The organism is Pseudomonas typographi, assembly GCF_014694385.1.
GTDB classification, from domain to species: domain Bacteria; phylum Pseudomonadota; class Gammaproteobacteria; order Pseudomonadales; family Pseudomonadaceae; genus Aquipseudomonas; species Aquipseudomonas typographi.
Genome location: NZ_JAAOCA010000005.1, coordinates 174,059 through 198,974, shown reverse-complemented (window position 1 = coordinate 198,974; position 24,916 = coordinate 174,059). Strand labels below are relative to the sequence as shown.

Annotated in this window: 26 protein-coding genes and 1 tRNA gene; 22 read left to right on the top strand and 5 right to left on the bottom strand. The window is 63.2% G+C overall.

Annotation, left to right across the window (positions count from 1 at the left end):
* Window positions 1-120 precede the first annotated feature (120 nt).
* Window positions 121-1,062, top strand: a complete 942-nt coding sequence (locus HAQ05_RS05590) for an XdhC family protein (protein WP_190418256.1) — start codon at window positions 121-123, stop codon at window positions 1,060-1,062.
* A complete protein-coding gene (locus tag HAQ05_RS05585; protein ID WP_194719561.1) occupies window positions 1,059-1,634 on the top strand; it encodes an NTP transferase domain-containing protein in 576 nt (191 codons plus the stop codon). The genes HAQ05_RS05590 and HAQ05_RS05585 overlap by 4 nt, the downstream gene beginning before the upstream one ends.
* A 118-nt stretch (window positions 1,635-1,752) precedes the next feature.
* Here the strand turns inward: HAQ05_RS05585 and rne are convergent, their stop codons facing one another.
* Complete coding sequence (gene rne, locus HAQ05_RS05580) at window positions 1,753-5,247, bottom strand: ribonuclease E (protein WP_190418254.1); 3,495 nt, start codon at window positions 5,245-5,247, stop codon at window positions 1,753-1,755.
* A 727-nt stretch (window positions 5,248-5,974) separates the two neighbouring features.
* Here rne and rluC point away from each other — a divergent pair.
* Genes rluC through HAQ05_RS05565 form a run of 3 tightly spaced genes read left to right on the top strand, consistent with a single transcriptional unit; the run spans window position 5,975 to window position 8,607 of the window.
* The gene (rluC, locus tag HAQ05_RS05575; protein WP_190418249.1) at window positions 5,975-6,934 is read left to right on the top strand and encodes a 23S rRNA pseudouridine(955/2504/2580) synthase RluC; all 960 of its coding nucleotides are present in this window, start codon (window positions 5,975-5,977) and stop codon (window positions 6,932-6,934) included.
* A complete protein-coding gene (locus tag HAQ05_RS05570) occupies window positions 6,927-7,595 on the top strand; it encodes an HAD-IA family hydrolase (RefSeq protein WP_190418247.1) in 669 nt (222 codons plus the stop codon). The genes rluC and HAQ05_RS05570 overlap by 8 nt, the downstream gene beginning before the upstream one ends.
* 16 nt (window positions 7,596-7,611) lie before the next feature.
* A complete protein-coding gene (locus tag HAQ05_RS05565; protein ID WP_190418245.1) occupies window positions 7,612-8,607 on the top strand; it encodes a S49 family peptidase in 996 nt (331 codons plus the stop codon).
* 3 nt (window positions 8,608-8,610) lie between these two features.
* Here the strand turns inward: HAQ05_RS05565 and HAQ05_RS05560 are convergent, their stop codons facing one another.
* The gene (locus tag HAQ05_RS05560) at window positions 8,611-9,189 is read right to left on the bottom strand and encodes a Maf family protein (RefSeq protein WP_190418243.1); all 579 of its coding nucleotides are present in this window, start codon (window positions 9,187-9,189) and stop codon (window positions 8,611-8,613) included.
* A 123-nt stretch (window positions 9,190-9,312) separates the two neighbouring features.
* Here HAQ05_RS05560 and HAQ05_RS05555 point away from each other — a divergent pair, with 123 nt between their 5' ends.
* The 17 genes from HAQ05_RS05555 to HAQ05_RS05475 all read left to right on the top strand — a co-directional run bounded on the left by HAQ05_RS05555 (window position 9,313) and on the right by HAQ05_RS05475 (window position 22,133).
* Entirely contained in the window at window positions 9,313-9,840 is a 528-nt protein-coding gene (locus tag HAQ05_RS05555) for a YceD family protein (protein ID WP_190418241.1), read from the top strand.
* A 13-nt stretch (window positions 9,841-9,853) separates the two neighbouring features.
* Window positions 9,854-10,036: a 50S ribosomal protein L32 gene (rpmF, locus tag HAQ05_RS05550; protein ID WP_190418239.1), complete on the top strand. Its 183-nt coding sequence runs from the start codon at window positions 9,854-9,856 to the stop codon at window positions 10,034-10,036.
* Window positions 10,037-10,039: 3 nt separating this feature from the next.
* Window positions 10,040-11,050, top strand: a complete 1,011-nt coding sequence (gene plsX, locus HAQ05_RS05545; RefSeq protein WP_190418237.1) for a phosphate acyltransferase PlsX — start codon at window positions 10,040-10,042, stop codon at window positions 11,048-11,050.
* Between the two features lie 235 nt (window positions 11,051-11,285).
* On the top strand, window positions 11,286-12,224 hold the full coding sequence (fabD, locus tag HAQ05_RS05540; protein ID WP_190418236.1) for an ACP S-malonyltransferase: 939 nt from the start codon (window positions 11,286-11,288) through the stop codon (window positions 12,222-12,224).
* Between the two features lie 16 nt (window positions 12,225-12,240).
* The gene (fabG, locus tag HAQ05_RS05535; RefSeq protein ID WP_190418234.1) at window positions 12,241-12,981 is read left to right on the top strand and encodes a 3-oxoacyl-ACP reductase FabG; all 741 of its coding nucleotides are present in this window, start codon (window positions 12,241-12,243) and stop codon (window positions 12,979-12,981) included.
* Between the two features lie 194 nt (window positions 12,982-13,175).
* A complete protein-coding gene (gene acpP, locus HAQ05_RS05530; RefSeq protein WP_190418232.1) occupies window positions 13,176-13,412 on the top strand; it encodes an acyl carrier protein in 237 nt (78 codons plus the stop codon).
* A 113-nt stretch (window positions 13,413-13,525) separates the two neighbouring features.
* Window positions 13,526-14,770, top strand: a complete 1,245-nt coding sequence (gene fabF / locus HAQ05_RS05525) for a beta-ketoacyl-ACP synthase II (RefSeq protein ID WP_190418230.1) — start codon at window positions 13,526-13,528, stop codon at window positions 14,768-14,770.
* Window positions 14,770-15,585 (top strand): aminodeoxychorismate lyase, encoded by an 816-nt coding sequence (gene pabC / locus HAQ05_RS05520; protein WP_190418228.1) that lies wholly within the window; start codon window positions 14,770-14,772, stop codon window positions 15,583-15,585. The genes fabF and pabC overlap by 1 nt, the downstream gene beginning before the upstream one ends.
* Window positions 15,586-15,588: 3 nt before the next feature.
* Window positions 15,589-16,689 carry an endolytic transglycosylase MltG gene (gene mltG, locus HAQ05_RS05515; RefSeq protein WP_190418226.1) on the top strand — a complete coding sequence of 367 codons (1,101 nt, stop codon included), beginning with the start codon at window positions 15,589-15,591 and terminating at the stop codon, window positions 16,687-16,689.
* Between the two features lie 10 nt (window positions 16,690-16,699).
* Window positions 16,700-17,332 carry a dTMP kinase gene (tmk, locus tag HAQ05_RS05510; RefSeq protein WP_190418224.1) on the top strand — a complete coding sequence of 211 codons (633 nt, stop codon included), beginning with the start codon at window positions 16,700-16,702 and terminating at the stop codon, window positions 17,330-17,332.
* A complete protein-coding gene (locus HAQ05_RS05505) occupies window positions 17,325-18,338 on the top strand; it encodes a DNA polymerase III subunit delta' (RefSeq protein WP_190418222.1) in 1,014 nt (337 codons plus the stop codon). The genes tmk and HAQ05_RS05505 overlap by 8 nt, the downstream gene beginning before the upstream one ends.
* Window positions 18,335-18,691: a PilZ domain-containing protein gene (locus tag HAQ05_RS05500; protein ID WP_190418220.1), complete on the top strand. Its 357-nt coding sequence runs from the start codon at window positions 18,335-18,337 to the stop codon at window positions 18,689-18,691. The genes HAQ05_RS05505 and HAQ05_RS05500 overlap by 4 nt, the downstream gene beginning before the upstream one ends.
* Before the next feature lie 4 nt (window positions 18,692-18,695).
* Window positions 18,696-19,493, top strand: coding sequence for a TatD family hydrolase (locus HAQ05_RS05495; protein WP_190418211.1), 798 nt, complete (start codon window positions 18,696-18,698; stop codon window positions 19,491-19,493).
* Window positions 19,494-19,923: 430 nt separating this feature from the next.
* Window positions 19,924-20,100 carry a hypothetical protein gene (locus HAQ05_RS05490; protein ID WP_190418209.1) on the top strand — a complete coding sequence of 59 codons (177 nt, stop codon included), beginning with the start codon at window positions 19,924-19,926 and terminating at the stop codon, window positions 20,098-20,100.
* A gap of 158 nt (window positions 20,101-20,258) precedes the next feature.
* Window positions 20,259-20,894 carry a TetR/AcrR family transcriptional regulator gene (locus HAQ05_RS05485; protein WP_190418207.1) on the top strand — a complete coding sequence of 212 codons (636 nt, stop codon included), beginning with the start codon at window positions 20,259-20,261 and terminating at the stop codon, window positions 20,892-20,894.
* 69 nt (window positions 20,895-20,963) lie between these two features.
* Complete coding sequence (locus HAQ05_RS05480; RefSeq protein ID WP_190418205.1) at window positions 20,964-21,563, top strand: DUF4823 domain-containing protein; 600 nt, start codon at window positions 20,964-20,966, stop codon at window positions 21,561-21,563.
* Window positions 21,564-21,572: 9 nt separating this feature from the next.
* The gene (locus HAQ05_RS05475) at window positions 21,573-22,133 is read left to right on the top strand and encodes a DUF1285 domain-containing protein (protein WP_190418203.1); all 561 of its coding nucleotides are present in this window, start codon (window positions 21,573-21,575) and stop codon (window positions 22,131-22,133) included.
* Window positions 22,134-22,193: 60 nt separating this feature from the next.
* Here HAQ05_RS05475 and HAQ05_RS05470 read toward each other — a convergent pair whose 3' ends face one another.
* The 3 genes from HAQ05_RS05470 to HAQ05_RS05460 all read right to left on the bottom strand — a co-directional run bounded on the left by HAQ05_RS05470 (window position 22,194) and on the right by HAQ05_RS05460 (window position 24,885).
* Complete coding sequence (locus tag HAQ05_RS05470; protein WP_190418201.1) at window positions 22,194-23,228, bottom strand: MASE2 domain-containing protein; 1,035 nt, start codon at window positions 23,226-23,228, stop codon at window positions 22,194-22,196.
* A 331-nt stretch (window positions 23,229-23,559) separates the two neighbouring features.
* Window positions 23,560-23,635, bottom strand: a tRNA-Asn gene (locus HAQ05_RS05465).
* A gap of 62 nt (window positions 23,636-23,697) precedes the next feature.
* On the bottom strand, window positions 23,698-24,885 hold the full coding sequence (locus tag HAQ05_RS05460; RefSeq protein WP_190418195.1) for an amino acid aminotransferase: 1,188 nt from the start codon (window positions 24,883-24,885) through the stop codon (window positions 23,698-23,700).
* Window positions 24,886-24,916 lie beyond the last annotated feature (31 nt).

The following is a 24,916-nucleotide window of genomic DNA, read 5'->3' as shown; positions in this document are numbered from 1 at the left end:
CACGGTGTGGTATTTCACCGGCTAATATCACTACACCGCACCGGCCACCGTGCCCCGTGCCTTGCGTTGCGGGACCCAACTGATGAACACGTTTACGCTCTGCCTGGCGGGTGGGCGCTGATGGGCAGCGTCGACCTGCAGGTGTTGCAGAACCTTCTTGACTGGTGCCTCGAAGGGCGCCGCTGCGTGCTCTATACCGTGGCGCAAACCTGGGGTAGCGCGCCACGCCAGCCCGGCGCGATGATGGTGCTACGCGAAGATGGCGTGGTTTGCGGGTCTGCGTCGGGCGGCTGCATCGAGGCCGATTTGATCAGCCGTTTGCACGACGGCCGCCTGGGCAAGGGGGTCAACCTCATTACCTATGGCGTCAGCCGCGAACAGGCGGCGCGGTTTGGCTTGCCATGCGGCGGTACGCTGCGCTTGGTCGAAGAGCCCGTGGCTGATGCCGGCTGGGTGCAGGCGCTGCTTGCGCAGTGCCAGGCGCAACGCACTGTGGTGCGTGAGCTCGACTTCGCCAGTGGCGCCGTGGCATTGGCACCGGCCGCGCCGGGGCAGGCGCTGGCGTTCGATGAGCGGCGCTTGCGCGCGGTCTACGGGCCACGTTGGCGGCTGCTGTTGATCGGTGCCGGGCAGTTGTCGCGTTGCGTCGCGCCATTAGCGCAGATGCTCGATTTCGACGTGCTGGTGTGCGACCCGCGCGCGGAATTCAGGCAGGGCTGGGAAGGCGAACCGGTGCGGTTTGTCAATGGCATGCCTGATGACGCCGTACTGGCCATCGCTGCCGACGAACGCACCGCGATCGTTGCCCTGACCCATGACCCGCGGCTCGATGACATGGCCTTGCTCACGGCGTTGGAATCCCCCGCGTTCTATATCGGCGCCCTGGGTTCGAAACGCAACAACGACAAACGCCGGCAGAACCTAGCGCAACTGGGCCTGGGAGCTGAGGCCATCGCCCGCCTGCACGGGCCGGTTGGGTTACCGATCGGTAGCCATAGCCCGGCGGAAATTGCCGTGTCGGTGATGGCCCAAATCGTTGCGGTCAGGAACGGTGTGCAATGAAACCCTGTGTGCTGGTATTGGCCGCCGGCAACGGCTCCCGCTATCGGGCGGCGGCCCAGGCCGATATCGACAAGTTGCTGGTGCCCTGCGCAGGCGCGGACGGCAGTGTGCGGCCGATGCTCGAACATGCGTTGTTAGCCTGCCAGGGACTGGATGCGCAGCGGTTATTGATCACGCGCCCGGGTAAGCTCGCCGTCGAGGCCCTGGCGCAGCGCCACGGCTTCGACGTGCTGGTGCTGGAGTCCCCTGGGTTGGGCGACTCGTTGGCGGCTGGCGTGCGCGAGCGTTCCCAGGCCGATGGCTGGCTGGTGCTGTTGGGCGATATGCCCAGGTTACGGGCCGCTACCGTGGCCGCGGTGGCCGGCGCCATGGCGCCGGCTACGATTGCGGTGGCTACTGGGCCACAGGGTTTTGGCCACCCGGTAGGGTTTGGCCGCGCCTGGGGCGGGGTGTTGGCGGGCCTGTGCGGTGATCAAGGCGCCCGGCGTTTGTTCCGCGCGGATGTGCTGGTGCCGGTGCCGGTGAGCGACGAAGGTATCTACCTGGATGTGGATGTACCGATAAGCGCCTGAGCGGTTTTTGCGCCACAGGCGGGTATGGCGTGAACGGCTGCATTGTGGCGCCAACCCTCGCAGGCAATAAAAAGCCCCGAGGCCTTGCGACCGCGGGGCTTTTGGTTGGCCAGAGGCATCAAGCCAGGGGCTTGTGCTCCTTGTTCTCAGCTTCAGCCTTCTCGACGTGTTCCTTGACCTCCTCGGAGGTTCTTAGGTTTTCGTCAATCAGCAGTAACTGCTCGCTTTCTGCCCGTACAGGTTCAACCGAAGCCGGCTGTGCCTCGGTGCCTGCCTCTGGGGCTGGCTCTGGGCGCGGCTGCGCCTGTGGCTCATCGGCTGGCGCGGGGGCGGCCTCTGCCGGCGGGGTGAACTCGACAGGTGCCTGCACCACGGTGTCGACCGGTGCATGTACCTCGGCCAGCGCCTTGGCATCGGCCAGTTGGGCGGCCTGCTCGGCTTCACGGGCCGCGGCGGCGGCAAGCTCCGCTTCACGCTTGCGCCGGCGCACCTCACGCGGGTCATTCGGCGCGCGGCCGCTGCTTGCCGCAGGCAAGCCAGGTGCAGGCTGCTCGGCTGCGATGGCCTGGGCCGGCACGGCGGCGGTGGGGTCTAGCACTTCAACGACGGGTTCAGTTACTGGCGTAGCTTCGGCTATGGCTTCGGGCGTAGCGACAGGTGTAACCGCCGCGGCCTCCGGTTGTGCGGCGGGTTCGGCGCTGGCCTCGGTTGTCGGTTGTGGTGGGGCCGGTTGCTCGATAGCCGGTGTTGGCTCGAACGCTTCTGCATGGCCCGGTAGCGGCTCTGGGGCGGTGTCCTCGCGGGGCGGCTGCTCGGGCTGCGCGGCGGCCTCCAGCACCGTGGCCGCCTGTTCTACCGGCGTGGCGACGATTTCCGGCGCAGCCAATTCCGGCGTAGGCTCCGCAGCCGCTACCGGCACGGTGCTGTCGCCCGTGGTTTCTTCGTTGCTGGCGTTGGCGCGCTCGGCTTCGGCGTTGGCTTGCGCTTCGGCGGCGACGCTGATCGCGCCGGCAGCGGCGGCCACCACGGGGGCTACTGGCTCGGCGCCTGCGGGGCGGTTGTCGTCGTCCGTGTCAGGGCTGCTGGGCTTCTCGCCGTCTACACCGTCGATATTGGCTTCGCGCTGGCGTTCACGGCGGTTGCTACGGCGGCGCTGGCCGCGGGACCTGCGACGTGGGCGTTCGCCCTCATGGCCGTCTTGGTCTTGATCTTGGTCGAGGTTGTCCTCGGCCAGTTGCTCTTCGTCTACCGTGGCGGGCGCTTCGCCACGAGCCTCTTCGCGGGGCGCGCGCGCGGGGCGTTCTTCGCGCGGTGCACGCTCTTCCTGTGGCGTGTGTTCGCGCAGTACTCGTTCTTCACGCGGTGCACGCTCTTCGGCCACGGGCTCGCCTGGCGCCACTACCGCGGCAGCGGCCTGCGGGCTTGGGCCGTCCAACGGCTCGCGCAATTCGCGTGGGCGGTCATCGCGGGTGCGGCGTGGGCGCTCGTCTCGATTGTTGCGCGGGGCACGCTCTTCGCGCGCTATCGCAACGGGGGTTGCTTCGTCACGGGCCTGGCGCTCTTCCCGGGGCGCGCGTTCTTCACGGGGTGCGCGTTCTTCACGGGGTGCGCGTTCTTCGCGTGGGGTACGTTCTTCCCGGGGTGCGCGTTCTTCGCGTGGGGCGCGTTCTTCACGGGGCACGCGTTCTTCGCGTGGGGCGCGGTCTTCGCGGGGTGCGCGTTCTTCGCGTGGGGCACGCTCTTCCCGCGGCTTGCGGTCTTCATCTCGGCGGTGGTTGCGGTTACGGCTTTGCTGGCGGCCGTGGCGGCGCTCTTCGTTGCGCGCAGGTTTTTCCGCGGCGGGCTTTTCGACCACGGCCGGGTGGGCCGGTGTTTCCTTGGCGGCGAACAGGCTGACCAGCGACTTCACCAGGCCCTTGAACAGGCTAGGCTCGGTAGCGCTGCTGGCGGCGGTGGCCGGTGCGGCGCTGGCTACCGGTGCAGGGGCCGCTTCAGGCTCACTGGGCAGAGGGGCATTGCCACGTGGTGGTGCTGTTTTAACGGCGGCTTCCTGGCGGACCAGGGTGCGGGTAGCGGCGACCGGTTGCGGCTCTTCGGTTTCCGCCGCGGTGATTTCGTAGCTCGAACGGCTGCCCAGCACGTCCGGGTTGTCATCGCGTAGGCGCTGGACTTCGAAATGCGGGGTTTCCAGGTGGTCGTTCGGCAGGATAATGATGCGAGCGCGGGTGCGCAGTTCGATCTTGGTAATGGAATTGCGTTTTTCGTTCAGCAAAAACGCTGCCACCGGGATCGGCACCAAGGCCCGTACTTCAGCGGTGCGGTCTTTCAGGGCCTCTTCTTCGATCAACCGCAGGATAGCCAGCGATAGCGACTCGACGTCACGAATGATGCCGGTACCGCTGCAACGTGGGCAGACGATGCCGCTGCTTTCGCCCAGGGATGGGCGCAGGCGCTGGCGCGACATTTCGAGCAAGCCGAAACGGGAAATGCGCCCGACCTGCACGCGAGCGCGGTCGGCTTCCAGGCATTCGCGCACTTTTTCTTCGACCGCGCGTTGGTTCTTGGCCGGCGTCATGTCGATGAAATCGATCACGATCAACCCGCCGATATCGCGCAGGCGCAGTTGCCGGGCGATCTCTTCGGCGGCTTCGAGGTTGGTCTGCAGCGCGGTTTCCTCGATATCGCTGCCCTTGGTGGCACGCGCCGAGTTGATGTCTATGGACACCAACGCCTCGGTGGGGTCGATCACGATCGAGCCGCCGGATGGCAACTCGACCACGCGCTGAAAGGCGGTTTCGATCTGGCTTTCGATTTGGAAACGGTTGAACAGCGGTACGCTGTCTTCGTAGAGTTTGACCTTGCTAGCGTACTGCGGCATCACTTGGCGGATGAAGGTCAGGGCTTCTTCCTGGGCTTCGATGCTGTCGATCAGCACCTCGCCGATGTCCTGGCGCAGGTAGTCGCGGATCGCCCGGATGATAACGTTGCTTTCCTGGTAGATCAGGAAAGGCGCGGCGCGACCTTGGGAGGCGTCCTTGATGGCGTTCCACAGCTGCAGCAGGTAGTCGAGGTCCCACTGCATTTCTTGGCTGCTGCGGCCCAGGCCCGCTGTGCGCACGATCAGGCCCATGTCGGCCGGTGCCTGCAAGCCGTTGAGGGCTTCGCGCAACTCATTGCGCTCTTCGCCCTCGATGCGCCGTGAGATGCCGCCAGCACGCGGGTTGTTGGGCATCAGTACCAGGTAGCGGCCAGCCAGGCTGATGAACGTGGTCAGGGCCGCGCCCTTGTTGCCGCGCTCTTCTTTCTCGACCTGGACGATGACTTCCTGGCCCTCGCTGAGCACTTCCTTGATGTTCACCCGGCCTTCGGGTGCCTTCTTGAAGTACTCGCGGGAGATTTCCTTGAGCGGCAGGAAGCCGTGGCGGTCGGAGCCGAAGTCGACGAACGCCGCTTCGAGGCTCGGCTCGATGCGCGTGATACGGCCTTTGTAGATATTGGCCTTTTTCTGTTCGCGTGCCCCGGACTCGATGTCCAGGTCGTAAAGGCGCTGGCCATCTACCAGGGCAACACGCAACTCTTCGGGTTGAGTTGCGTTAATAAGCATTCTTTTCATGTAGTACCGTCGGTTTCCGGGCTGCCGGAAACGGCGTTCGGCACACACGACTTCTCACGGTCGGTGTCAGGTGCGTCGGGAGCAAGTTGCGCTCCCACACGGTAGAAAGCGGCCAACGGGGCCGTTTTCACTTCGACGCGTCCTGCTTTCTGTGTTTGGCAAAAAGCACTCAGCCAGGAGGAGGAATCAAACGATGGTGGCGTGGACACCGGGGTGTCTGGTCGCTTGCTGCGCCGCCAGAGGGCCCTTGGCCGCTTCATGGCGGGGCGCGTGCTACACGGCCCCTCGCTTGTGCATCTCCACCCTACACGTATCCCTGATAATTCGGGTGCTGCCGCGCGCTGAATCCGCAACGGGTTGGCAATTATCGCGAGGCCTGCTCAGGCTTCGCGCTCGGGAAAAACCAAGGCTCTGCATTTTCCGAAACGTGCGGCGGGAACCTTCGAAAACGGCGGTTTAACAACGCAACCGCCGGCTCGCTGCCCATGGCTGTGAAACGTGGATGGCCTATGGGTGGGTAGCGTTTTCGGTGATTCGCCGCGGCTACGCGCCCCATGGCGTCGCAGCTTGCAAGCTCCGTAGGACGGCCTTACGTCCTGGACAATCGCTGGGGTAGGCGCAGGCTTTCGACCGCTTATCACTCCCCGGCCGCTTTTGGCGGCGTTCGCGACTATATCAGCAATGTTTAAGTGCTTCAATTGCATGAAAAATTGCTATGATGCGCGGCATGACCACTCATGCCCCTCCCACTTCAGGTGTGCAACTGCTTGAAGTAGCACCGGAACTTGCCGGCCAACGCATCGATAACTTCCTTTTCACGGCGCTCAAGGGTGTACCTAAAACGCTCGTGTATCGCATCCTGCGCAAAGGCGAGGTGCGCGTCAACAAGGGAAGGATCAAGCCCGAATATAAACTGCAGGCCGGCGACGTGATTCGCGTGCCGCCCATCCGCCTACCCGAGCGCGATGAGCCGGTGCCTGTGGCCCAGGGGCTGCTGCAGCGGCTCGAAGCGGCCATTGTCCATGAAGACAAAGCCCTGATCGTGCTGAACAAGCCGGCGGGCATCGCCGTGCATGGCGGTAGTGGGCTGAGCTTCGGGGTGATCGAAGCGTTTCGCCAATTACGCCCCCAGCAAGCGGCTGAGCTGGAACTGGTGCATCGGCTCGACCGCGACACGTCGGGCCTGCTGATGATTGCGAAAAAGCGCAGCATGCTACGCCACCTGCACGAAGCCTTGCGTGGCGACGGTGTCGATAAACGCTACATGGCGCTGGTGCGTGGCCATTGGCCAACGGCCAAGAAGCAAGTCAATGCCCCTTTGCTCAAGAGCAACCTGCGGTCCGGCGAGCGAATGGTCGAGGTCAACCCTGAAGGTAAGGAAGCCCTAACGCTGTTCAAGGTGCTGCGCCGCTTTGGCGACTTCGCAACGTTGATCGAGGCACGCCCGATCACCGGCCGTACCCACCAGATCCGCGTGCATAGCCTGCATGCCGGGCATTGCATTGCCGGTGACAACAAGTACGGCGATGAGCAGTTCACCCGTGAAATTCGCGAGTTGGGCGGTAAGCGGCTGTTCCTGCACGCCTATGCGCTGTCGGTGCCCTTGCCGGGTGGCCAGTTGCTGAGCTTGCAGGCGCCGGTCGATCAGACGTGGCAGGCAACCGTGGAGGCCCTGGCCGGTGCGTGAATTCGACCTGCTGATTTTCGACTGGGATGGCACGCTGGCCGACTCCATCGGCCGTATCGTCGATGCCATGCAGCATGCCGCCGTGGCCTGCCAGCACGAACCGCGCGATCCAGCGGCGATCAAGGGCATCATTGGCCTTGAGCTGTCGCGGGCGATCCTTGCCCTGTACCCCACACTCGATGCTGAGCAGTTGCTTTTTTTCCGTGGCCGCTATGCCGAACGCTACACGCTCATGGACGCCACGCCGTCGCCGTTATTTGCTGGCGTGGCGCAGGCTCTTGAGCGCTTTCGGGCCCAGGGCTATCGCTTGGCGGTGGCCACCGGCAAGGCCCGGCGGGGGCTGGACCGGGTGTTGCGCGCCCACGGGCTGGAAGATTTTTTCGACATTACCCGCGCCGCCGATGAAACCGAGAGCAAGCCCAGCCCGCGCATGTTGCACGAGATCCTTAGCCATTGCGGGGTAGCGCCGCAGAGGGCGTTGATGGTGGGGGATTCGGCCTTCGATATTCAGATGGCGCATAATGCCGGCGTCTTGAGCGTGGCCGTGGGCTATGGCGCCATCGACCTGGCGACCCTGCGCGAATACCGCCCACACGTGGAAATCTCGGCGTTTGCCGAGCTCGAAGCCTGGCTGCAAGGCGCAACCTACGTAACACATTGAACCGCAGGAGCCATGAATGGCTGATGAATGGAAAGCCCCGAACACCGAGCAGAATAATGGTGGCACAGGGGACGAGCGTAGCTGGAAACTGCTCGAAAAAGCGCTGCTGGCCAGCGTGCAGGAACAACGCCGTTCGCGGCGTTGGGGGATTTTCTTCAAGCTGCTGGCGTTTATCTACCTGTTGGGCATGCTTGCGTTGTTCTCCCCCCTGGCCAACTGGGAAAAGGCCGCCGGTAAGGGCGACCAATACACCGCGCTGATCGACGTTCGCGGCATGATCGCCGACAAGGAAGACGCCAGCGCCGACAATATCATCGGCAGCCTGCGCAAGGCGTTCGAGGACTCCAAGGTCAAGGGTGTGATCCTGCGCATCAATAGCCCCGGTGGCAGCCCGGTGCAGGCCGGCTACGTGTATGACGAAATCCGCCGGTTGCGCGCGCAGCGCCCGCAGGTGAAGGTCTACGCGGTGATCACCGACCTGGGCGCCTCTGGCGCTTATTACATTGCCAGCGCCGCTGACGAAATCTACGCAGACAAAGCCAGCCTGGTCGGCTCGATCGGGGTCACGGCCGCCGGTTACGGTTTTGTGGGCACCATGGAAAAACTCGGCGTTGAACGGCGCGCCTATACCTCCGGCGAGCACAAAGCGTTCCTCGACCCGTTCCAGCCGGCCCGCGAAGACGAAACCCGGTTCTGGCAGGGGGTGCTAGACACAACCCATAAGCAATTCATCGCCCAGGTCAAACAGGGGCGTGGTGAGCGGCTCAAGGACAAAGACCACCCGGAGTTGTTTTCCGGCTTGATCTGGTCGGGTGAGCAGGCGCTGCAACTGGGCTTGATCGACGGGTTGGGCAGCAGCAGCTTTGTGGCCCGCGACCTGATCAAGGCCGACGACATCGTCGACTTCACCACCGAACAGTCGCCGCTGGACCGCTTTTCCAAGCGCCTTGGCGCCAGCGTGGCTGAACACATCGCGCTGTGGGCCGGGTTCAGTGGCCCGACCCTACGTTGAGGCTCAGGGTAGCTGCACGCCACGGTGGTGCAGCATCTGTACCAGCCTGATCAGCGGCAGCCCGACCAGGCTGGTGGCGTCTTCGCCTTCGGTGCGTTCGAACAGGCTCACCCCCAGGCCTTCGGCCTTGAAGCTGCCAGCGCAGTCGTAAGGTTGTTCGGCGCGCAGGTAGCGCGCCAGCGTGGCGGCGTCCAGTGGCCGCATGTGCACCGTGAACGGCACGCAGTCGACCTGGCATTCACCGGCGCGGCTGTCGAGCAGGGCGATGCCGGTGAGAAACGTGACAGCCCGGCCGCTACAGGCTTTGAGTTGCTCCAGTGCGGGCTCGAATGCCCCAGGTTTACCCAGTACCTGCTCGCCCAGCACCGCAGCTTGGTCCGCACCGATGATCAAGTGGTGCGGGTAGGCTTGCGCCAGGGCCCGGGCCTTGTTTTCGGCCAGGCGCATGACCATGGCCAGGGCCGGCTCCCCGGCCAGGCGGCTTTCGTCGAGGTCTGGCGCCTTACAGGTAAAGGGCAGGCGCAGGCGCGCCAGCAGTTCGCGCCGGTACGGCGAGCTTGACGCGAGGATGATCGGGGGCATGCAGGCCTCCTGCTTTTATATTGTCAAGGGCGGAAAAGGCAGATTCTACCGCGCTTGGGTGGCTTAACCGATGGCCGAATTTCCTTTGACACCTGCAAGGGGCATCCCTAGAATGGCGCGCCTATGTTGAATGACCCGATTCCACTTCACGTTGACCCGCGCAAGTTGGCCGATCGCAACACTACCCTGGAAGGTAGCGTGCCATTGGCCGACCTGCCGAGACTCTGCGACCCGCTTTCCGACAGTGTCGGTACGGTGCAGGCCAGATTCGTCTTTGACCGAGACGAAGATCGCACCGTGGTAATCCACAGCGACCTCTCTACCGAGGTTCAAATGGTTTGCCAGCGTTGTCTTGAGCCGGTCACCCTGCCTATCCACAGCGAATGTACCTACGCCGTGGTGAAGCTGGGTGCGAATACCCAATCGCTACCGACAGGTTACGAGGTGCTGGAACTGGGCGAGGATCCTTTGGATCTGCGGGACTTGTTGGAAGACGAGCTACTGCTCGCGCTGCCGATCGTCCCTGCTCATCATCCGGAAGAATGCCAGCCGCCGGCGGGCGCCAACGCGCCCGAATCTGGCGCGGCCGAGGTACAGCGGCCCAACCCGTTCAGTGTTTTGGCGCAGTTAAAGCGTGACCCAAACGTATAGGAGTTAATCAATCATGGCTGTTCAGCAGAACAAAAAATCCCGCTCTGCACGTGACATGCGCCGTTCGCACGACGCCCTCACCGCAAGCGCTCTGTCGGTCGAGAAGACCACGGGTGAAGTGCACCTGCGCCACCACGTTTCGCCAGAAGGCGTTTACCGTGGGCGCAAAGTGATCGACAAGGGCGCCGACGAGTAATCCTTGTCCGCTCAAATCATCGCGATCGACGCAATGGGCGGGGACTTCGGTCCCCGCCTCATTGTCGAGGCTTGCATCGCCTGCTTGTCTGAATGCCCCTCGCTCTACCTGACCCTCGTCGGTCAACCGCAATTGCTCGAAACCCTCATTGCCAGCCATGCCCTGGTGGACCGGTCGCGCCTGCAGGTGGTAGCGGCGAGCGAAGTCATTGGCATGGACGACAGGCCCTCGCTGGCATTGCGTGCCAAGCCCGACTCCTCCATGCGCGTAGCGTTGCAACTGTTGCGTGACGACAAGGTCCAGGCGGTGGTTAGCGCCGGTAACACCGGCGCGTTGATGGCGCTGTCCCGCCATGTGCTGAGAACCTTGCCCGGGGTCGACCGGCCAGCGATGGTCGCGGCGATCCCCACGCGGGGTGGGCATTGCCACCTGCTGGACTTGGGCGCCAATGTCGATTGCACAGCTGAACAGCTCTACCAGTTCGCGGTGATGGGCTCGGTAGCAGCCGAAGCGCTGGGTATAGCGCGGCCGCGGGTGGCGCTGTTGAACGTGGGTACCGAAGACATCAAGGGCAACCAGCAGGTCAAGGCGGCCGCTGCGCTGTTGCAGCAGGCCAGCGGGCTGAACTACATCGGCTATATAGAAGGCGACGGTTTGTATCGGGGCGAGGCGGACGTGGTGGTGTGCGACGGGTTCGTCGGCAACGTGCTGCTCAAGGCTAGCGAAGGGCTGGCCTCTATGATCGCCAGCCGCATTGAAGAACTGTTCAATACTGGGGTGGTGGCGCGCATGGCCGGTGCCATGGCCATGCCTTTGCTCAAGCGCTTGCGCCAGGACCTGGCCCCTGCGCGGCACAATGGGGCGAGCTTTCTGGGCTTGCAGGGCATCGTGGTCAAAAGCCATGGCAGCGCCGGCGTGGAGGGTTTGCAAAGCGCCATCCACCGCGCCTGCGTCGAGATACGTGAAGGCCTGCCGCAACGCTTGCATGGCCGCATCGAATCACTTTTGCGTTAGCGGGGCGGGCGGGGCAAACCGGGCAATTGTGACCGGTGCTGGCCCAGCCGCATCCAACAATCGGTTTTTTCGTGCAGGCCCCGGTTGGGGGGTCAAAAGTCATAGAAGCATGGGCGCGTGAGTGTTGCCGCCGGCCGCAAAGGGCACTGCCATGGTTGTGCCGCCGACTTCTGAAACACCCCCACCCGAGCAAGCACGGTGTCACCCACAGCAACATCAACAAGGGCGTGTTCCAATGTCTGCATCCCTCGCATTCGTCTTCCCAGGTCAAGGCTCCCAGGCCTTGGGCATGTTGGCCGCCCTGGGCGCGCAGCACACAGGCGTGGTCGATACCTTCCAGGAAGCGTCTGACGCCTTGGGCTATGACCTCTGGGCGCTGTGCCAGCGTGGCCCGGCCGAACTGCTGAACCAAACCGATAAAACCCAGCCGGCGATACTGACCGCTTCGGTGGCCCTTTGGCGGCTATGGAAGGCCGAGGGGGGCGTGCGGCCGGCCTATGTGGCGGGCCACAGCCTGGGTGAGTACAGTGCGCTGGTGGCCGCCGGCAGTATCGGCCTGGCGGATGCCGTGCGCCTGGTACAGCGCCGTGGCGAGCTGATGCAAGAGGCCGTACCGGCCGGGCAGGGCGGTATGGCGGCGATTCTGGGCTTGGAAGATAATGACGTGATCGCCGCTTGCAAAGAGGTGGCCAACGGTGAAGTGGTCAGTGCGGTGAACTTCAATTCCCCTGGCCAGGTGGTGATCGCCGGCTCTGCCTCGGCGGTCGCCCGTGCGATCGATGCCTGCAAGGCAAAGGGCGCCAAGCGTGCACTGGCGTTGCCGGTGAGCGTGCCGTCGCACTGCGCGTTGATGAAACCCGCCGCCGAAAAATTCGCCGCGGCCGTGCAGGGGCTCAGTTGGGCACCCCCGGCCATCCCCGTGGTGCAGAACGTCACCGCGCAGGTGGCTGGCAACCTCGACGACCTCAAACAAAACCTGCTGGCGCAACTGTACATGCCGGTGCGCTGGGTCGAGTCGGTGGCTTGGCTGGCGCAGCAGGGCGCCACCCAGTTGGTCGAATGTGGCCCCGGCAAGGTTCTGGCAGGCCTGAACAAGCGCTGCGCCGAAGGCGTGAACACTTTTAACCTCGATACCCCAGACGCCTTCGCCGCCGCCCGCGCGGCGCTGGCTTGAAACAGGAGAAACTGGCATGAGCCTGAAAGGCAAAGTGGCTTTGGTAACCGGTGCCAGTCGTGGCATCGGCCAAGCGATTGCTCTGGAATTAGGGCGCCAAGGCGCCACCGTGATCGGCACTGCCACCACTGCAAGTGGCGCCGAGCGGATCGCCGCCACGCTCAAGGAAAACGCTGTCGAAGGCACGGGCATGGCACTTAACGTGACCGACGATGCATCGGTGGAGGCCGTGCTGGCCGCGGTGAGCGAGCGCTTCGGGGCGCCGGCGATCTTGGTCAATAATGCCGGTATCACTCGCGACAACATCATGCTGCGCATGAAGGGCGATGAGTGGAACGAGGTGATCGATACCAATCTCAATAGCCTGTTTCGTTTGTGCAAGGGCGTATTGCGGGGCATGACCAAGGCGCGTTGGGGGCGGATCATCAACATCGGCTCGGTGGTCGGTGCCATGGGCAATGCCGGCCAGGTAAACTATGCCGCCGCCAAGGCCGGCCTTGAAGGTTTCAGCCGCGCATTGGCGCGTGAGGTGGGCTCGCGAAACATCACCGTGAACGCGGTGGCGCCGGGGTTCATCGACACCGATATGACCCGCGAGTTGCCTGACGCCCAGCGTGAAGCGCTGTTGTCGCAGATCCCGGCGGGCCGCTTGGGCCAGGCGGCGGAAATCGCCAGTGTGGTTGCCTTTCTGGCAAGCGAAGGCGCAGGCTACATGACTGGCGCGACGCTGCCCGTCAACGGCGGCATGTATATGTAGTGGCTGAAGAACGGGTGTTCGAAAAAACTCGGGCGCCCGGCTCGAAAATCCGTTATAAAGCGAAACCCGAATTCGAGGCGATTGGCCGTTGGGTAGGGAAGCTGACGCGTTCAACTTGAAAAGCCGAAGCCATTCTATACACTTACCCCTCGGCCAGTTGCCTGACATATGCACATTAGGAGTGAAAATTAGGTATGAGCACCATCGAAGAACGCGTCAAGAAAATCGTCGCCGAGCAACTGGGCGTCAAAGAAGAAGAAGTCAAAAATGAGAGCAGCTTCGTTGATGACCTTGGCGCCGACTCCCTTGACACCGTTGAGCTGGTGATGGCCTTGGAAGAGGAATTCGAAACCGAAATCCCTGACGAAGAAGCCGAGAAGATCACGGATGTTCAAGCTGCTATCGACTACGTCACCAGCCACCAGGGCTGATCGCCAGTCGTTGACGCTTGTTGTCAGGGAAAACCGCACTGCCCAGCCGGCGTGCGGTTTTTTCTTTGGCGGTGGCGTAAGGTGGCGCAAAGCACGTTTTGAAGGAGAGTACTGTGTCGCGTAGACGCGTCGTGGTCACCGGGATGGGAATGTTGTCGCCCCTGGGTACCGATGTGCCCAGCAGTTGGCAGGGCATCCTGGAAGGCCGCAGTGGCATAGGTCCTATTGAACACACGGACCTGTCTGCCTTTTCTACCCGTTTCGGAGGCTCGGTCAAAGGGTTTGACGTTGAGCAATATATCCCTGCCAAGGAAGCTCGCAAGCTTGATTTGTTCATCCAGTATGGCCTGGCAGCGGGCTTCCAGGCCGTGCGCGATGCGCGGCTGCGCATCAGCGACGGCAACCGTGAGCGCATTGGCGTGGCGATCGGGTCGGGTATCGGTGGCCTGACCAACATCGAAGACACCTGCCGCACGTTGCATGAGCTAGGGCCGCGGCGCATCTCGCCGTTCTTCGTGCCGGGATCGATCATCAACATGATTTCCGGTTTTCTGTCGATCCACTTGGGCGTGCAGGGGCCGAACTACGCCATCTCCACCGCCTGCACCACGGGCACCCATTGCATTGGTATGGCTGCGCGCAACATTGCCTATGGCGAAGCCGACGTGATGATCGCTGGCGGCGCCGAAATGGCGGCGTGTGGTTTGGGCATGGGCGGTTTCGGCGCGGCCCGGGCGTTGTCCACCCGCAACGATGAGCCCGCCCGTGCCAGCCGGCCATGGGACAAAGCCCGTGACGGTTTCGTATTGGCTGACGGTGCCGGCGTGCTGGTGTTGGAGGAGCTTGAATTCGCGAAAGCCCGCGGGGCGACCATCTACGCTGAACTGGTAGGTTTCGGCACCAGCGGCGATGCCTTCCACATGACCTCGCCACCCGAAGACGGTGCCGGTGCCGCGCGCTGCATGGCCAACGCCCTGCGCGATGCGCAATTGGTCCCGGAAGCAGTGCAGTATATCAACGCCCATGGCACCTCCACCTCGGCCGGCGACCTGGCCGAGGTGAACGCCATCAAACAGGTGTTCGGCCAGCATGCCACCCGCCTGGCAGTGAGCTCGACCAAATCGATGACTGGCCACCTATTGGGTGCGGCCGGGGCGGTCGAGGCGATCTTCAGCGTGCTCGCGATCCGCGACCAGGTGGCGCCGCCGACGATCAACCTCGACGACCCGGGCGACGGCTGCGACCTCGACTTCGTGCCCCACGAAGCCCGCAAAATGCCCATAGACGTGGTGGTGTCGAACTCGTTCGGCTTTGGCGGTACCAACGGCTCGCTGGTATTTCGCCGGTTCCCGGCCTGATGCAGGCATGGGTCGATGGCCGGCCCCAGGCGACACTGGGGCTGGGCAATCGGGGCTTGGCCTATGGTGACGGTATGTTCGAAACGCTGCGGGTCACGGCGGGCCAGCCGCGCTTGCTACGCCGCCACCTGCAGCGCCTGGCCGAGGCCTCGCGGCGGCTGGCGTTGCCTCTGGACCTTGCACAGGTCGAGCATGAAATCGCCCGCTATGCCCAGGCCATGGGCGAGGGCGTGCTCAAGCTGATCGTTACCCGCGGCGACAGCCCGCGCGGCTATGCCACCGACCCGGCGGCGCAGCCCCAGCGTATTCTGCAGGCCAGCGCCTTGCCAGCTTACCCGCCCAGCCACGCCAGCACGGGCGTGGTGCTGTTTCCCTGCACTACCCGGCTGGCGCTGCAACCGGCGTTGGCCGGCCTCAAACATTTGAACCGGCTTGAGCAGGTGCTGGCCCGCGCCGAATGGCAAGGCGGCGCATTCGCCGAGGGGCTGATGTGCGACACCGAAGGGCGAGTGATCGAAGGGGTATTCAGCAATGTGTTCCTGGTCACGGGGCGCACTTTGTATACCCCAGACCTGTCGCGCTGTGGGGTGGCCGGCACCCTTCGCGCGGAACTGCTGGCCCGCGCCGGGAGTGAAGGCTGGGTTGCCCGCGTCGCTGACCTGACGCTGGGCGATTTGGCCGCGGCCGATGAGGTGTTCGTGTGCAACAGCGTGTACGGCATCTGGCCGGTCATTGCTTGTGGCGAACTGAAGTGGCCGGTGGGCGTGGTGACCCGTACACTGCAACGCCTTGTCCGTGCGTTACTGGATAGCTGATTCGTGATTCGTAAATTGCTCGTTTTGGTCGAGACATTGCTGGTGCTGGCGGGGCTCGCCTTGGGTATTGCCGCCTGGAAGGTCCACTCGTCGGTAGAGCAGCCCCTGAACTTGCCTGCCGAGCGCTTGATCGATGTACCCGCCGGAGCCACCCCGGTGGGCATGTTCCACCGCCTGGAGGCTGACGGCGTGCTGCGTGATGCCTTCTGGCTGCGCTGGTATTGGCGCTTCAACGCCGGTGGCCTTACCTTGCACGCGGGCGAGTATCGTCTGGCGCCGGGCATGGCCGTGCAAGACATGATCGGCTTATGGCAGCGCGGTGAGGTGGTCCAGTACAACCTCACCTTGGTCGAGGGCTGGACCTTCCGCCAGGTGCGCGCGGCGCTTGTTCGCCAGGAAAAACTACGCCAAACCCTCACCGGCCTCAGTGATGACGAGGTAATGGCCAAATTGGGCCACCCTGGGGTGTTTCCCGAAGGCCGGTTTTTCCCCGACACTTACCGTTACGTGAAAGGCACCAGCGACCTGGAGTTGCTCGAACAGGCATACACTCGGCTAGACGCGGTGCTGGCCCAGGAGTGGGAAGAGCGTGACGGCAGTACGCCGTACACCGAGCCCTACCAGGCGCTGATCCTGGCTTCGCTGATCGAGAAAGAAACCGGTGTGCCACAGGAGCGCGGCGAGATTGCCGGGGTGTTCATTCGGCGGCTGCAGGCCGGCATGTTGCTGCAAACCGACCCCGCGGTGATCTATGGCATGGGCGAACGCTATACGGGCAAAATCAGCCGCGCCGACCTCAAAGAGCCTACGCCCTACAATACCTACATGAACCCAGGCTTGCCTCCCACCCCGATCGCCATGGTCGGCCGGGAGGCGATCCACGCCGCACTCAATCCGGCGCCAGGCAGCAGCTTGTATTTCGTCGCCCGGGGCGACGGCAGCCATGTATTTTCAGATGACCTGGACTCGCACAACGAAGCGGTACGCCAATACCAGCTCAAACGCCGCGGCGATTACCGCTCCAGTCCCGCCCCGCTACCCGAGCCGGCGCCCTCGGCAGCGGAGCCCTCGGGCGAAGGCGAGCCGGCACCGGAGCAACCATGAGGATCGACCTTTGAACGGTTTGTTCATTACCCTGGAAGGCCCCGAAGGCGCCGGCAAAACCACCAACCGCGAATACCTGGCCGCACGCCTGCGCGAAGCCGGCCTGGCGGTGGTGCTGACCCGCGAGCCGGGCGGTACGGCCCTGGCCGAGCGCATTCGGGAACTGCTGCTGGCCACCGCAAGTGAGCCGATGAGCATCGATACCGAGTTGTTATTGATGTTCGCCGCGCGTGCGCAGCATTTGCAGCAGGTGATCCGCCCGGCATTGTCGCGCGGTGACGTGGTGCTGTGCGATCGGTTCACCGACGCCACCTATGCCTACCAGGGCGGCGGCCGGGGTATTGCGCCCGCACGCATTGCCACCCTTGAGCAATTCGTGCAGGGTGAACTGCGCCCAGACCTTACCCTGCTGTTCGACCTGCCGGTTGAAACGGGCTTGGCACGGGCCGCGGCACGGGGCCAACTGGACCGTTTCGAGCGTGAGGGGCGGGCGTTCTTCGAGGCGGTGCGCCAGGCATACCTGGACCGCGCGGCGGCCAGCCCGGTGCGTTACCGCATTATCGATGCCGGGCGGCCCTTGCCCCAAGTGCAGGCCGACCTGGATAAACTAATGCCAGGCTTGCTGGAGCGTGCCCGTGGTTGAGGCCTACCCATGGCAGGCGAGCCTGTGGCAGCAATGGGCCGGGCGCGCGCAACACGCCCACGCCTACCTGCTGCATGGCCCGGCGGGGATTGGCAAACGCGCCCTGGCGGAGCGGCTGATGGCCCGGCTGCTGTGCCAACAGCCTGCCCTGGACGCCTGCGGGCGATGCAAGGCGTGCCTGCTACTGGCCGCCGGCACGCACCCAGGCCGTTTTTTGTTGCAACCGGATGAACCCGATAAAGCCATCCGCGTAGACCAAGTGCGTGAACTGGTCGATTTCGTCAGCCAAACCGCACAATTGGGCGGCCACAAGGTCGTACTGATAGAGCCGGCGGAGGCAATGAATGTGAATGCCTCCAACGCCTTGCTCAAAAGTTTGGAAGAGCCGGCCGGTAGCACCGTATTGCTGCTGGTGAGCCACCAGCCCAGCCGGTTGCTGCCCACCCTGAAAAGCCGGTGTGTGCAGCAGGCTTGCCCGCTGCCCTCCAAGGCCCATAGCGAGCAGTGGTTGGCCAGCGCGCTGCCTGAGGTAGCCGCCGATGAGCGCGCTGAGTTGCTGGTGCTGGCAGCCGGCTCGCCCTTGGTAGCGCTGCGTCTGTATGGCGAAGGGGTGCGCGAGCAGCGGACACGGGTGGTCGAAGGGGTGAAGAAGCTACTCAAGCAGCAGCAAGGGCCTAGCCAATTGGCCGACAGTTGGAGCGATGTGCCCTTACTGCTGTTGTTCGACTGGTTTTGCGAGTGGGCGCAGGCCATTCTGCGCTATCAACTGACCGAAGACGAAAGCGGCCTGGGCTTGAACGATATGCGCAAGGTGCTGCAATATCTGGCGCAGAAGAGCCCGCAGCCACGGGTGTTGCACGCCCAAGACTGGATACTTCAGCAGCGTCAAAAGGTGTTGGCCAAGGCCAATCTCAACCGGCCACTGCTGCTCGAGGCGCTTCTGATTCACTGGGCGGGCTTGCCAGGCCCGGCACGGCCGCCGTCCAGCAGTAAGGAAGCCTCATGAACCAACCCGTTTCACCTGGCCCGCGCAATGGTATTTTGTCGCTGACCATCAAGGACAAAGCCGTGCTGTATGCGGCCTATATGCCGTTTTTGAAGAACGGTGGCTTGTTCATTCCCACCAGTAAAAGCTATAAGCTTGGCGACGAGTTGTTCATGCTGTTGAACCTGATGGATGAGCCAGAGAAGATCCCGGTGGCCGGCAAGGTCGCCTGGATCACGCCGCGCGGGGCCCAAGGCAACCGCGCCGCGGGGGTGGGCGTGCAGTTCAATGACGGTGACGATACGGCCCGCAACAAGATTGAAACCTACCTGGCCGGCGCCCTGGCGTCTGACCGCCCCACCCACACGATGTAGCCCCATGCCCGATACCGCTTTGCAGTTGGTAGACTCCCATTGCCACCTCGACCGGCTTGACCTTGCCGCCCACCAGGGCAGCCTGGATAACGCCCTGGCCGCCGCCCGTGCCCGCGGGGTCGGGCATTTTCTATGTATTGGGGTGAGCGCCGACAACGCCGCGGTGGTCAAGGCCTTGAGCGAACGCTATGCCGACGTCGACTGCTCGGTCGGTGTACACCCGCTGGATGTAAGCCCCGCCGGTGTTCCAACGCTCGATTGGCTGGTAGGCGAACTGGCGCACCCCCACGCCATAGCCATCGGTGAAACCGGGTTGGATTACCACTACGAGCCCGAGGGGCGCGAGGTACAACAAGCATCGTTCCGCTTGCATTTGCAGGCGGCGCAAGCCACCGGCAAACCGGTGATCGTCCATACCCGTGCCGCCCGCGCCGACACCTTGGCGTTGCTGCGTGAGGCCGACCTGGCGCAAGCGGGTGTGCTGCATTGCTTTACCGAAGACTGGGGCATGGCCAAGGCCGCCTTGGACATGGGCTATTACATCTCCCTCTCGGGCATCGTCACCTTCCGCAATGCCGCTTCACTGCGCGAGGTTGCGCAGCAAGTGCCCGCGGACCGCCTGCTGGTGGAAACCGACTCACCGTACCTGGCGCCCATCCCCTATCGGGGTAAGCCGAACCTGCCGCAATACGTACGCGAAGTGGCTGAATACCTGGCGACGCTGCGTGGGGTGCCGTTGGCGCGTTTTGCCGAGCAAACCACGGCGAATTTTCGCCGGTTATTCCCGCTGGCGCGGGTTTAATGGCCAGGGCCGGGCGAGGGCGTTAAAAAAAACCCGGACTCTGGGGGAGGACTCCGGGTTAAGACCATTAGGAGTAAAACAAAGGTGCGCGGTCCATCGACACCTTTATTGGCTGGCCACTTGGGGGATATAGCCCGCCAACACTGTCAGTATTGGCGACAGTGGGCACCTTGCCAGTTACGGTTGGTCGTTTTTTAAACAGTTTTGGAATCAACTGCCGCCCCGAGAGTACTGGGTGGGGCATCACGTATCCGGTAACCGTTAAGGTTATTTGCATAACCTGCGGTTTCGTATAGCAATGCGGCTTAGCCCATTCCATCCTGCCGGCCAGGGCGCTGCGCTGCGGCCTGCGCCACTTTCCGATGAAGGGTCGCGGCAAACTGGCTGCATCGCACGGTGACTGGCAGGCGGCCCGGCGGCAGGGCTGGCTATGATAATCGTGCGCTGTCTGATGCACGCCAGTGACGCCCGGCGCGGAGAGATCATCGTGTGCTGGGGGGTAATGGTGCCCTCGGCCCACATCGACCGTGGGCGCCTGGACGCTATCGTGCAGAACGTTTGCCGCAGTGCCACCGAGTTGACCCAGATGATGCGCTATGTAAATTGACCACTGGGCTCCAGCGGGCCCCTGTGGCCGTGATTGGGCTGATAATCCGCGGGCCTGGGGCAACGCTACATCCCGCTGAACATCCGGGGGTATCCGTGCAATTTCGCTCCAGATAGGCATAATGGCGCCTTGTTTTCCGACAATGTTCCCCACAAACAATGCACAAAGAACCCCGTAAGGTCCGTGAATTCCGCCGCCGAGAACAAGAAATTCTCGACACTGCGTTGAAACTGTTCCTTGAACAGGGCGAAGACAGCGTGACGGTCGAGATGATTGCCGACGCTGTAGGCATCGGCAAAGGCACTATCTACAAGCATTTCAAATCCAAGGCCGAAATTTACCTGCGCTTGATGCTCGACTATGAGCGCGACCTCAACACGTTGTTGCATTCGGCCGATGTGGACCGTGATAGGGAAGCCCTGTCGCGCGCCTATTTCGAGTTCCGCATGCGTGACCCGCAGCGCTACCGGTTGTTCGACCGGCTCGAGGAGAAAGTGGTCAAGGGCAACCAGGTGCCCGACATGGTCGCGCAACTGCACAGCATTCGCGCTTCGAACTTCGAGCGGCTGACGCAGCTGATCAAAGGCCGTATCGACGAGGGCAAGCTCGAAGACGTGCCGCCGTACTTCCACTATTGCGCCGCCTGGGCCTTGGTACACGGGGCAGTGGCGCTGTATCACTCGCCCTTCTGGAGCAACGTGCTCGAAGACCAGGAAGGCTTTTTCCAGTTCTTGATGGACATCGGCGTGCGCATGGGCAACAAACGCAAGCGCGAAGGTGATACGCCGGTTTGAGGCGTTGGCGTGAAAGCTGCATCGTCCGGGCATTCGCCGGTTTTCCGACGCCGGCCCCCTGGAGGAACGATGTGCAGGTTGTGGCTTATATGGGTAGCGTTGGCCATTGGCGGCTGCATGAGTGTCAGCGACATGGGGCAGGTGGCCCATGATCAACTCAGCGACGCGGGCGTGCTCGACCACAGCCAGACGCGGCGGTTGAACAACTTCCGCCTGCAACCGGACTCGTTCATGTATATAGCCCAAGGCCCGTTCGTGCCCCCTGGCGGCACTTACCCGCGGCCGAACGTGGTGGCTGAGGAAGCTTTCAGCGCGTTTATCCAGTATTTCCCGATGGTGCGCCGCGCGCCCCAGCCGCTGGGTTTGGAAGAGGCACTGAGCGAGGCGCGTGGCTATGGCGCCAACTACCTGCTGTATACCCGCTTCGCGGCCAGCGACGACCGGGTGGGTAATACCGACGAGTTTCAGGACCAAAACGCCGACCGCCTTGGCATCGACAGCGGGGTGGTGCAGATGATGGTGATCGAAACCACCACCCGCTACCTTATCGACTCGGCCACGATCCGTGCCCGTGGCGGCCTGCTGACGCTGTACAACCACAAGCCGGCCGATTTGCTTGGGCCCCCCATGCGGGATTACGCTCGTAGCCTGTTAGGCGTAAGCCAATAAGGAGGCAGCATGAGCGGCCCAGCCAAGGCCAACGACTTACTGGGGCAAATTCCAGCGACCCGGGGCCTGCCCCCCGTGCACCTGTGGAACCCGGACTTTTGCGGTGACATCGACATGCGCATCGCCCGTGACGGCACCTGGTATTACCTGGGCACGCCGATCACGCGCAAGGCGATGGTCAAGCTGTTCTCTACCATCTTGAAAAAAGAAGGCGAGCGCTGGTTTTTGGTCACGCCGGTAGAGAAGGTCGGCATCCAGGTCGAGGATGCCCCCTTCGTGGCGGTGCTGGTCGATGTCGAAGGCACGGGCGAGGGGCAACGCCTGCACTTCACCGATAACTGCGAGAACCGCTTTACGGCAGGCCCGGAGCACCCCTTGCGGGTCAGTATTAACCCGGCCACCGACGCGCCTTCGCCCTATGTGCGGGTGCGGGGCGAGTTCGAGGCACGGATTCAGCGCAGCGTGTTCTACCACCTGGTCGCACTGGCCGTGCCGGTTGAGCGACACGGTGAACAGTGGCTAGGGGTGTGGAGCGATGGGGCGTTGTATTTGTTAGGGCGGGCGCAATAACGGCGGTAAATTCCCGCTCCCCAGGTGGGCCTGAACGCCGGGCGGGCGAAGCGCCCGGCCTTACCCAGCCTTTGCCAGCGCCATACGCTGTTGGCGGGCCATCTCCAGGGCCTGCTGCGCCGCGTCGAACCAGTCACGTTCGTCGTGTTGCTGGTAATTGTATTCGGCCACACCCATGCTGATCGACAGGCTCGGCAATTCTGCCGCGGTGCTGCCAAAGTGGCCGAACTGCTCGCTGATCCGCGCCAGGCACTGGGCGGCCGCGCGCTCGCGCTGGGTGGGGAACAGCACGAAGAACCCATCGGCGCTATTGCTGCCGATAACGTCGAGGTTTCGCGCTTCAGCCAGGATGATATGGCCCAGGCGACCGGTGACGGCCTGTGCCACCCAGTACCCGTGGCGGCGATGCAAAGAGGCAAGGTTATCGATGTAGATCACCGCCAGCGTGGAGTGGCCATTGCTGCGTCGGCAGCGCTGGTAGTCGGCCGCCAGTTCACCCATCCAGCGGTTGAAGCTGTGCAAGCGGGTGTTTTCGTCGTAACTGTTGATGATGTCGAAGGCCTTGCGCTGTTCGAACAGCCGCACGGCCAGGATATAGCTCGTCCAGCCCACACTGAAGGGGTATATCACCAGCATTGGTACGCTGGCGATCACCACGTTGGCCGACGTTTGCCAATGTACCTGCAAGCCTACCAGCGCACCCATCACCAGTACCCCGGTGGCGTTGGCGAGCAGGCCACGCAGCATGAACCCCAAGCCCCCTGCCGCCACGTTGTTCATGGTGACCATCGACAACAGCAGCGCCGAGGGCAGCAGGTTGAACTGCATCACCACGATCCATCCGCCAGCGAACACGGAATCGAGCAGGAAATTGCGAAGTTCGGCGCGGTAGGGCTTTACCGCCCGTTGCGACAGGGTATGGGCCAGCCAGGGCCAGGCGAAACCGTTGAGCAGCATCCACCCCCATACCCAGGTGGGCACGCCCTGTTCGTGGGCCACTACCGCGATGTAGATGAAGCTTAGCGCGCACCCCAGTGCCCGGGGGCCGATGATACGTTTGGCGAAGCTGATGCCTGCCTGCCGGCTGGTTAGCATGGGTCAACCGCTCCACGTAAAGCGAAGTAGCAAAAGTGCGAGCTTGGCCAAGGGCCATGCGCTCATCGAGCACCCGTGGGCGCCGGGTTGGCCTGTTGTTTTGGTAGGGTGTCTCAAATGTCGGTTGCACTTTTTCGGGGGATGCCAGGCCGTGTTGCCGTACCTTGTCGGCCACTACATTCCCGCGCCAATGCTTGTGCGAAGTTCCGAGACATCCCACTGGCATCCCACCGTCGATGCGGGTAACTGTGGCTTAGGTTCGCCTTAATGGCAAGCTGGTTGGTCAGAATGAACGATACAAGCGGGGGCGCAACGGCGGGAGAAGGGGAATTGGCTCCGCGACCTGGACTCGAACCAGGGACCCAATGATTAACAGTCATTTGCTCTACCGACTGAGCTATCGCGGAACACTGCTGCGTATGTTACTGATAGGCAAAGGGAAGTCAACCTTCCCCTTGCCTTTGGCGCGCTATAAAACGCGGGCGATGGCGGCGGTGATCGCTTCGATGTTATGGGTGTTCAGCGCGGCCACGCAGATACGCCCGGTGTCCAAGGCGTAGATGGCAAATTCGTCGCGCAAGCGCTGCGCTTGCGCTGCCGACAGCCCGGAATAGGAGAACATGCCCCGCTGGCGGGCGACGAAACTGAAATCGCCATGGGCGGCCAGGCGCTCGACCATGGCGCTACGCATGCCCTGGATGCGTTCGCGCATCTGGGCCAGTTCCGCTTCCCACAATGCCCGCCATTCGGCGTTGCCAAGCACCGCGGCGACGATGCTGGCGCCATGGGTAGGCGGGTTGGAGTAGTTGGTACGGATCACCCGCTTGATTTGGCTCAGCACTCGGCCCGCATCGCCCTTGGAGGCCGTGACGATCGACAGCGCGCCCACACGTTCGCCATACAGCGAGAACGACTTGGAGAATGAGCTGGAGACGAAGAACTCAAGGCCCGACTCGGCGAACAGCCGCACGGCAGCGGCGTCTTCATAGATACCGTCACCAAAGCCCTGGTAAGCGATGTCGAGGAAGGGAATGTGCTGCTTCTCGCGCACGACCTGCAATACGTTCTGCCAATCGTCGGTGCCCAGGTCGACCCCGGTGGGGTTATGGCAACAGGCGTGCAGCACCACCACAGAGCCTGCTGGCAGCGCGAGCAGGTCTTCGAGCATGCCGGAACGGTTCACGTCGTGGCTGGTCGCATCATAGTAGCGGTAGTCCCGCACCGGGAAGCCGGCGCGCTCGAACAGCGCCCGGTGGTTTTCCCAACTGGGGTCGCTGATCGCGACCACGGCCCCTGGGGCAAGCTGCTTGATGAAATCGGCGCCGAGCTTCAGCGCGCCGGTGCCACCAACGGCCTGCACGGTGACCACGCGGCCGTCGGCCAGCAAGGGCGAGGCTTCACCGAACAATAGGCGCTGCACGGCGTGATCGTAGCTGGCGATGCCGTCGATGGGCAGGTAGCCGCGGGAAGTTTGTTGCGCCACACGGGCTTTTTCGGCTTCGCTCACCGCTCGCAGTAAGGGGACCTTGCCGTTTTCATCACAGTAAACACCTACGCCCAGGTTTACCTTGTAGGCGCGGGGGTCGGCATTGAAGGCTTCGTTAAGGCCCAGGATAGGGTCGCGGGGTGCCAATTCGACAGCGGAAAACAGGCTCATTTAAATGACCGTGGCTCTTGGAGAGGTGAGG

What these genes read in the sequence shown, in the direction of transcription:
- rpmF (WP_190418239.1), top strand. Translation starts at nt 9,854, where the DNA reads ATGGCTGTTCAGCAGAACAAAAAATCCCGCTCTGCACGTGACATGCGC.
- HAQ05_RS05590 (WP_190418256.1), top strand. Translation starts at nt 121, where the DNA reads ATGGGCAGCGTCGACCTGCAGGTGTTGCAGAACCTTCTTGACTGGTGC.
- fabG (WP_190418234.1), top strand. Translation starts at nt 12,241, where the DNA reads ATGAGCCTGAAAGGCAAAGTGGCTTTGGTAACCGGTGCCAGTCGTGGC.
- pabC (WP_190418228.1), top strand. Translation starts at nt 14,770, where the DNA reads ATGCAGGCATGGGTCGATGGCCGGCCCCAGGCGACACTGGGGCTGGGC.
- rne (WP_190418254.1), bottom strand. Translation starts at nt 5,247, where the DNA reads ATGAAAAGAATGCTTATTAACGCAACTCAACCCGAAGAGTTGCGTGTT.
- HAQ05_RS05480 (WP_190418205.1), top strand. Translation starts at nt 20,964, where the DNA reads ATGTGCAGGTTGTGGCTTATATGGGTAGCGTTGGCCATTGGCGGCTGC.
- HAQ05_RS05565 (WP_190418245.1), top strand. Translation starts at nt 7,612, where the DNA reads ATGGCTGATGAATGGAAAGCCCCGAACACCGAGCAGAATAATGGTGGC.
- HAQ05_RS05495 (WP_190418211.1), top strand. Translation starts at nt 18,696, where the DNA reads ATGCCCGATACCGCTTTGCAGTTGGTAGACTCCCATTGCCACCTCGAC.
- HAQ05_RS05475 (WP_190418203.1), top strand. Translation starts at nt 21,573, where the DNA reads ATGAGCGGCCCAGCCAAGGCCAACGACTTACTGGGGCAAATTCCAGCG.
- HAQ05_RS05500 (WP_190418220.1), top strand. Translation starts at nt 18,335, where the DNA reads ATGAACCAACCCGTTTCACCTGGCCCGCGCAATGGTATTTTGTCGCTG.
- HAQ05_RS05490 (WP_190418209.1), top strand. Translation starts at nt 19,924, where the DNA reads ATGATAATCGTGCGCTGTCTGATGCACGCCAGTGACGCCCGGCGCGGA.
- HAQ05_RS05555 (WP_190418241.1), top strand. Translation starts at nt 9,313, where the DNA reads ATGTTGAATGACCCGATTCCACTTCACGTTGACCCGCGCAAGTTGGCC.
- acpP (WP_190418232.1), top strand. Translation starts at nt 13,176, where the DNA reads ATGAGCACCATCGAAGAACGCGTCAAGAAAATCGTCGCCGAGCAACTG.
- HAQ05_RS05585 (WP_194719561.1), top strand. Translation starts at nt 1,059, where the DNA reads ATGAAACCCTGTGTGCTGGTATTGGCCGCCGGCAACGGCTCCCGCTAT.
- fabD (WP_190418236.1), top strand. Translation starts at nt 11,286, where the DNA reads ATGTCTGCATCCCTCGCATTCGTCTTCCCAGGTCAAGGCTCCCAGGCC.
- HAQ05_RS05460 (WP_190418195.1), bottom strand. Translation starts at nt 24,885, where the DNA reads ATGAGCCTGTTTTCCGCTGTCGAATTGGCACCCCGCGACCCTATCCTG.
- rluC (WP_190418249.1), top strand. Translation starts at nt 5,975, where the DNA reads ATGACCACTCATGCCCCTCCCACTTCAGGTGTGCAACTGCTTGAAGTA.
- HAQ05_RS05560 (WP_190418243.1), bottom strand. Translation starts at nt 9,189, where the DNA reads ATGCCCCCGATCATCCTCGCGTCAAGCTCGCCGTACCGGCGCGAACTG.
- HAQ05_RS05470 (WP_190418201.1), bottom strand. Translation starts at nt 23,228, where the DNA reads ATGCTAACCAGCCGGCAGGCAGGCATCAGCTTCGCCAAACGTATCATC.
- HAQ05_RS05485 (WP_190418207.1), top strand. Translation starts at nt 20,259, where the DNA reads ATGCACAAAGAACCCCGTAAGGTCCGTGAATTCCGCCGCCGAGAACAA.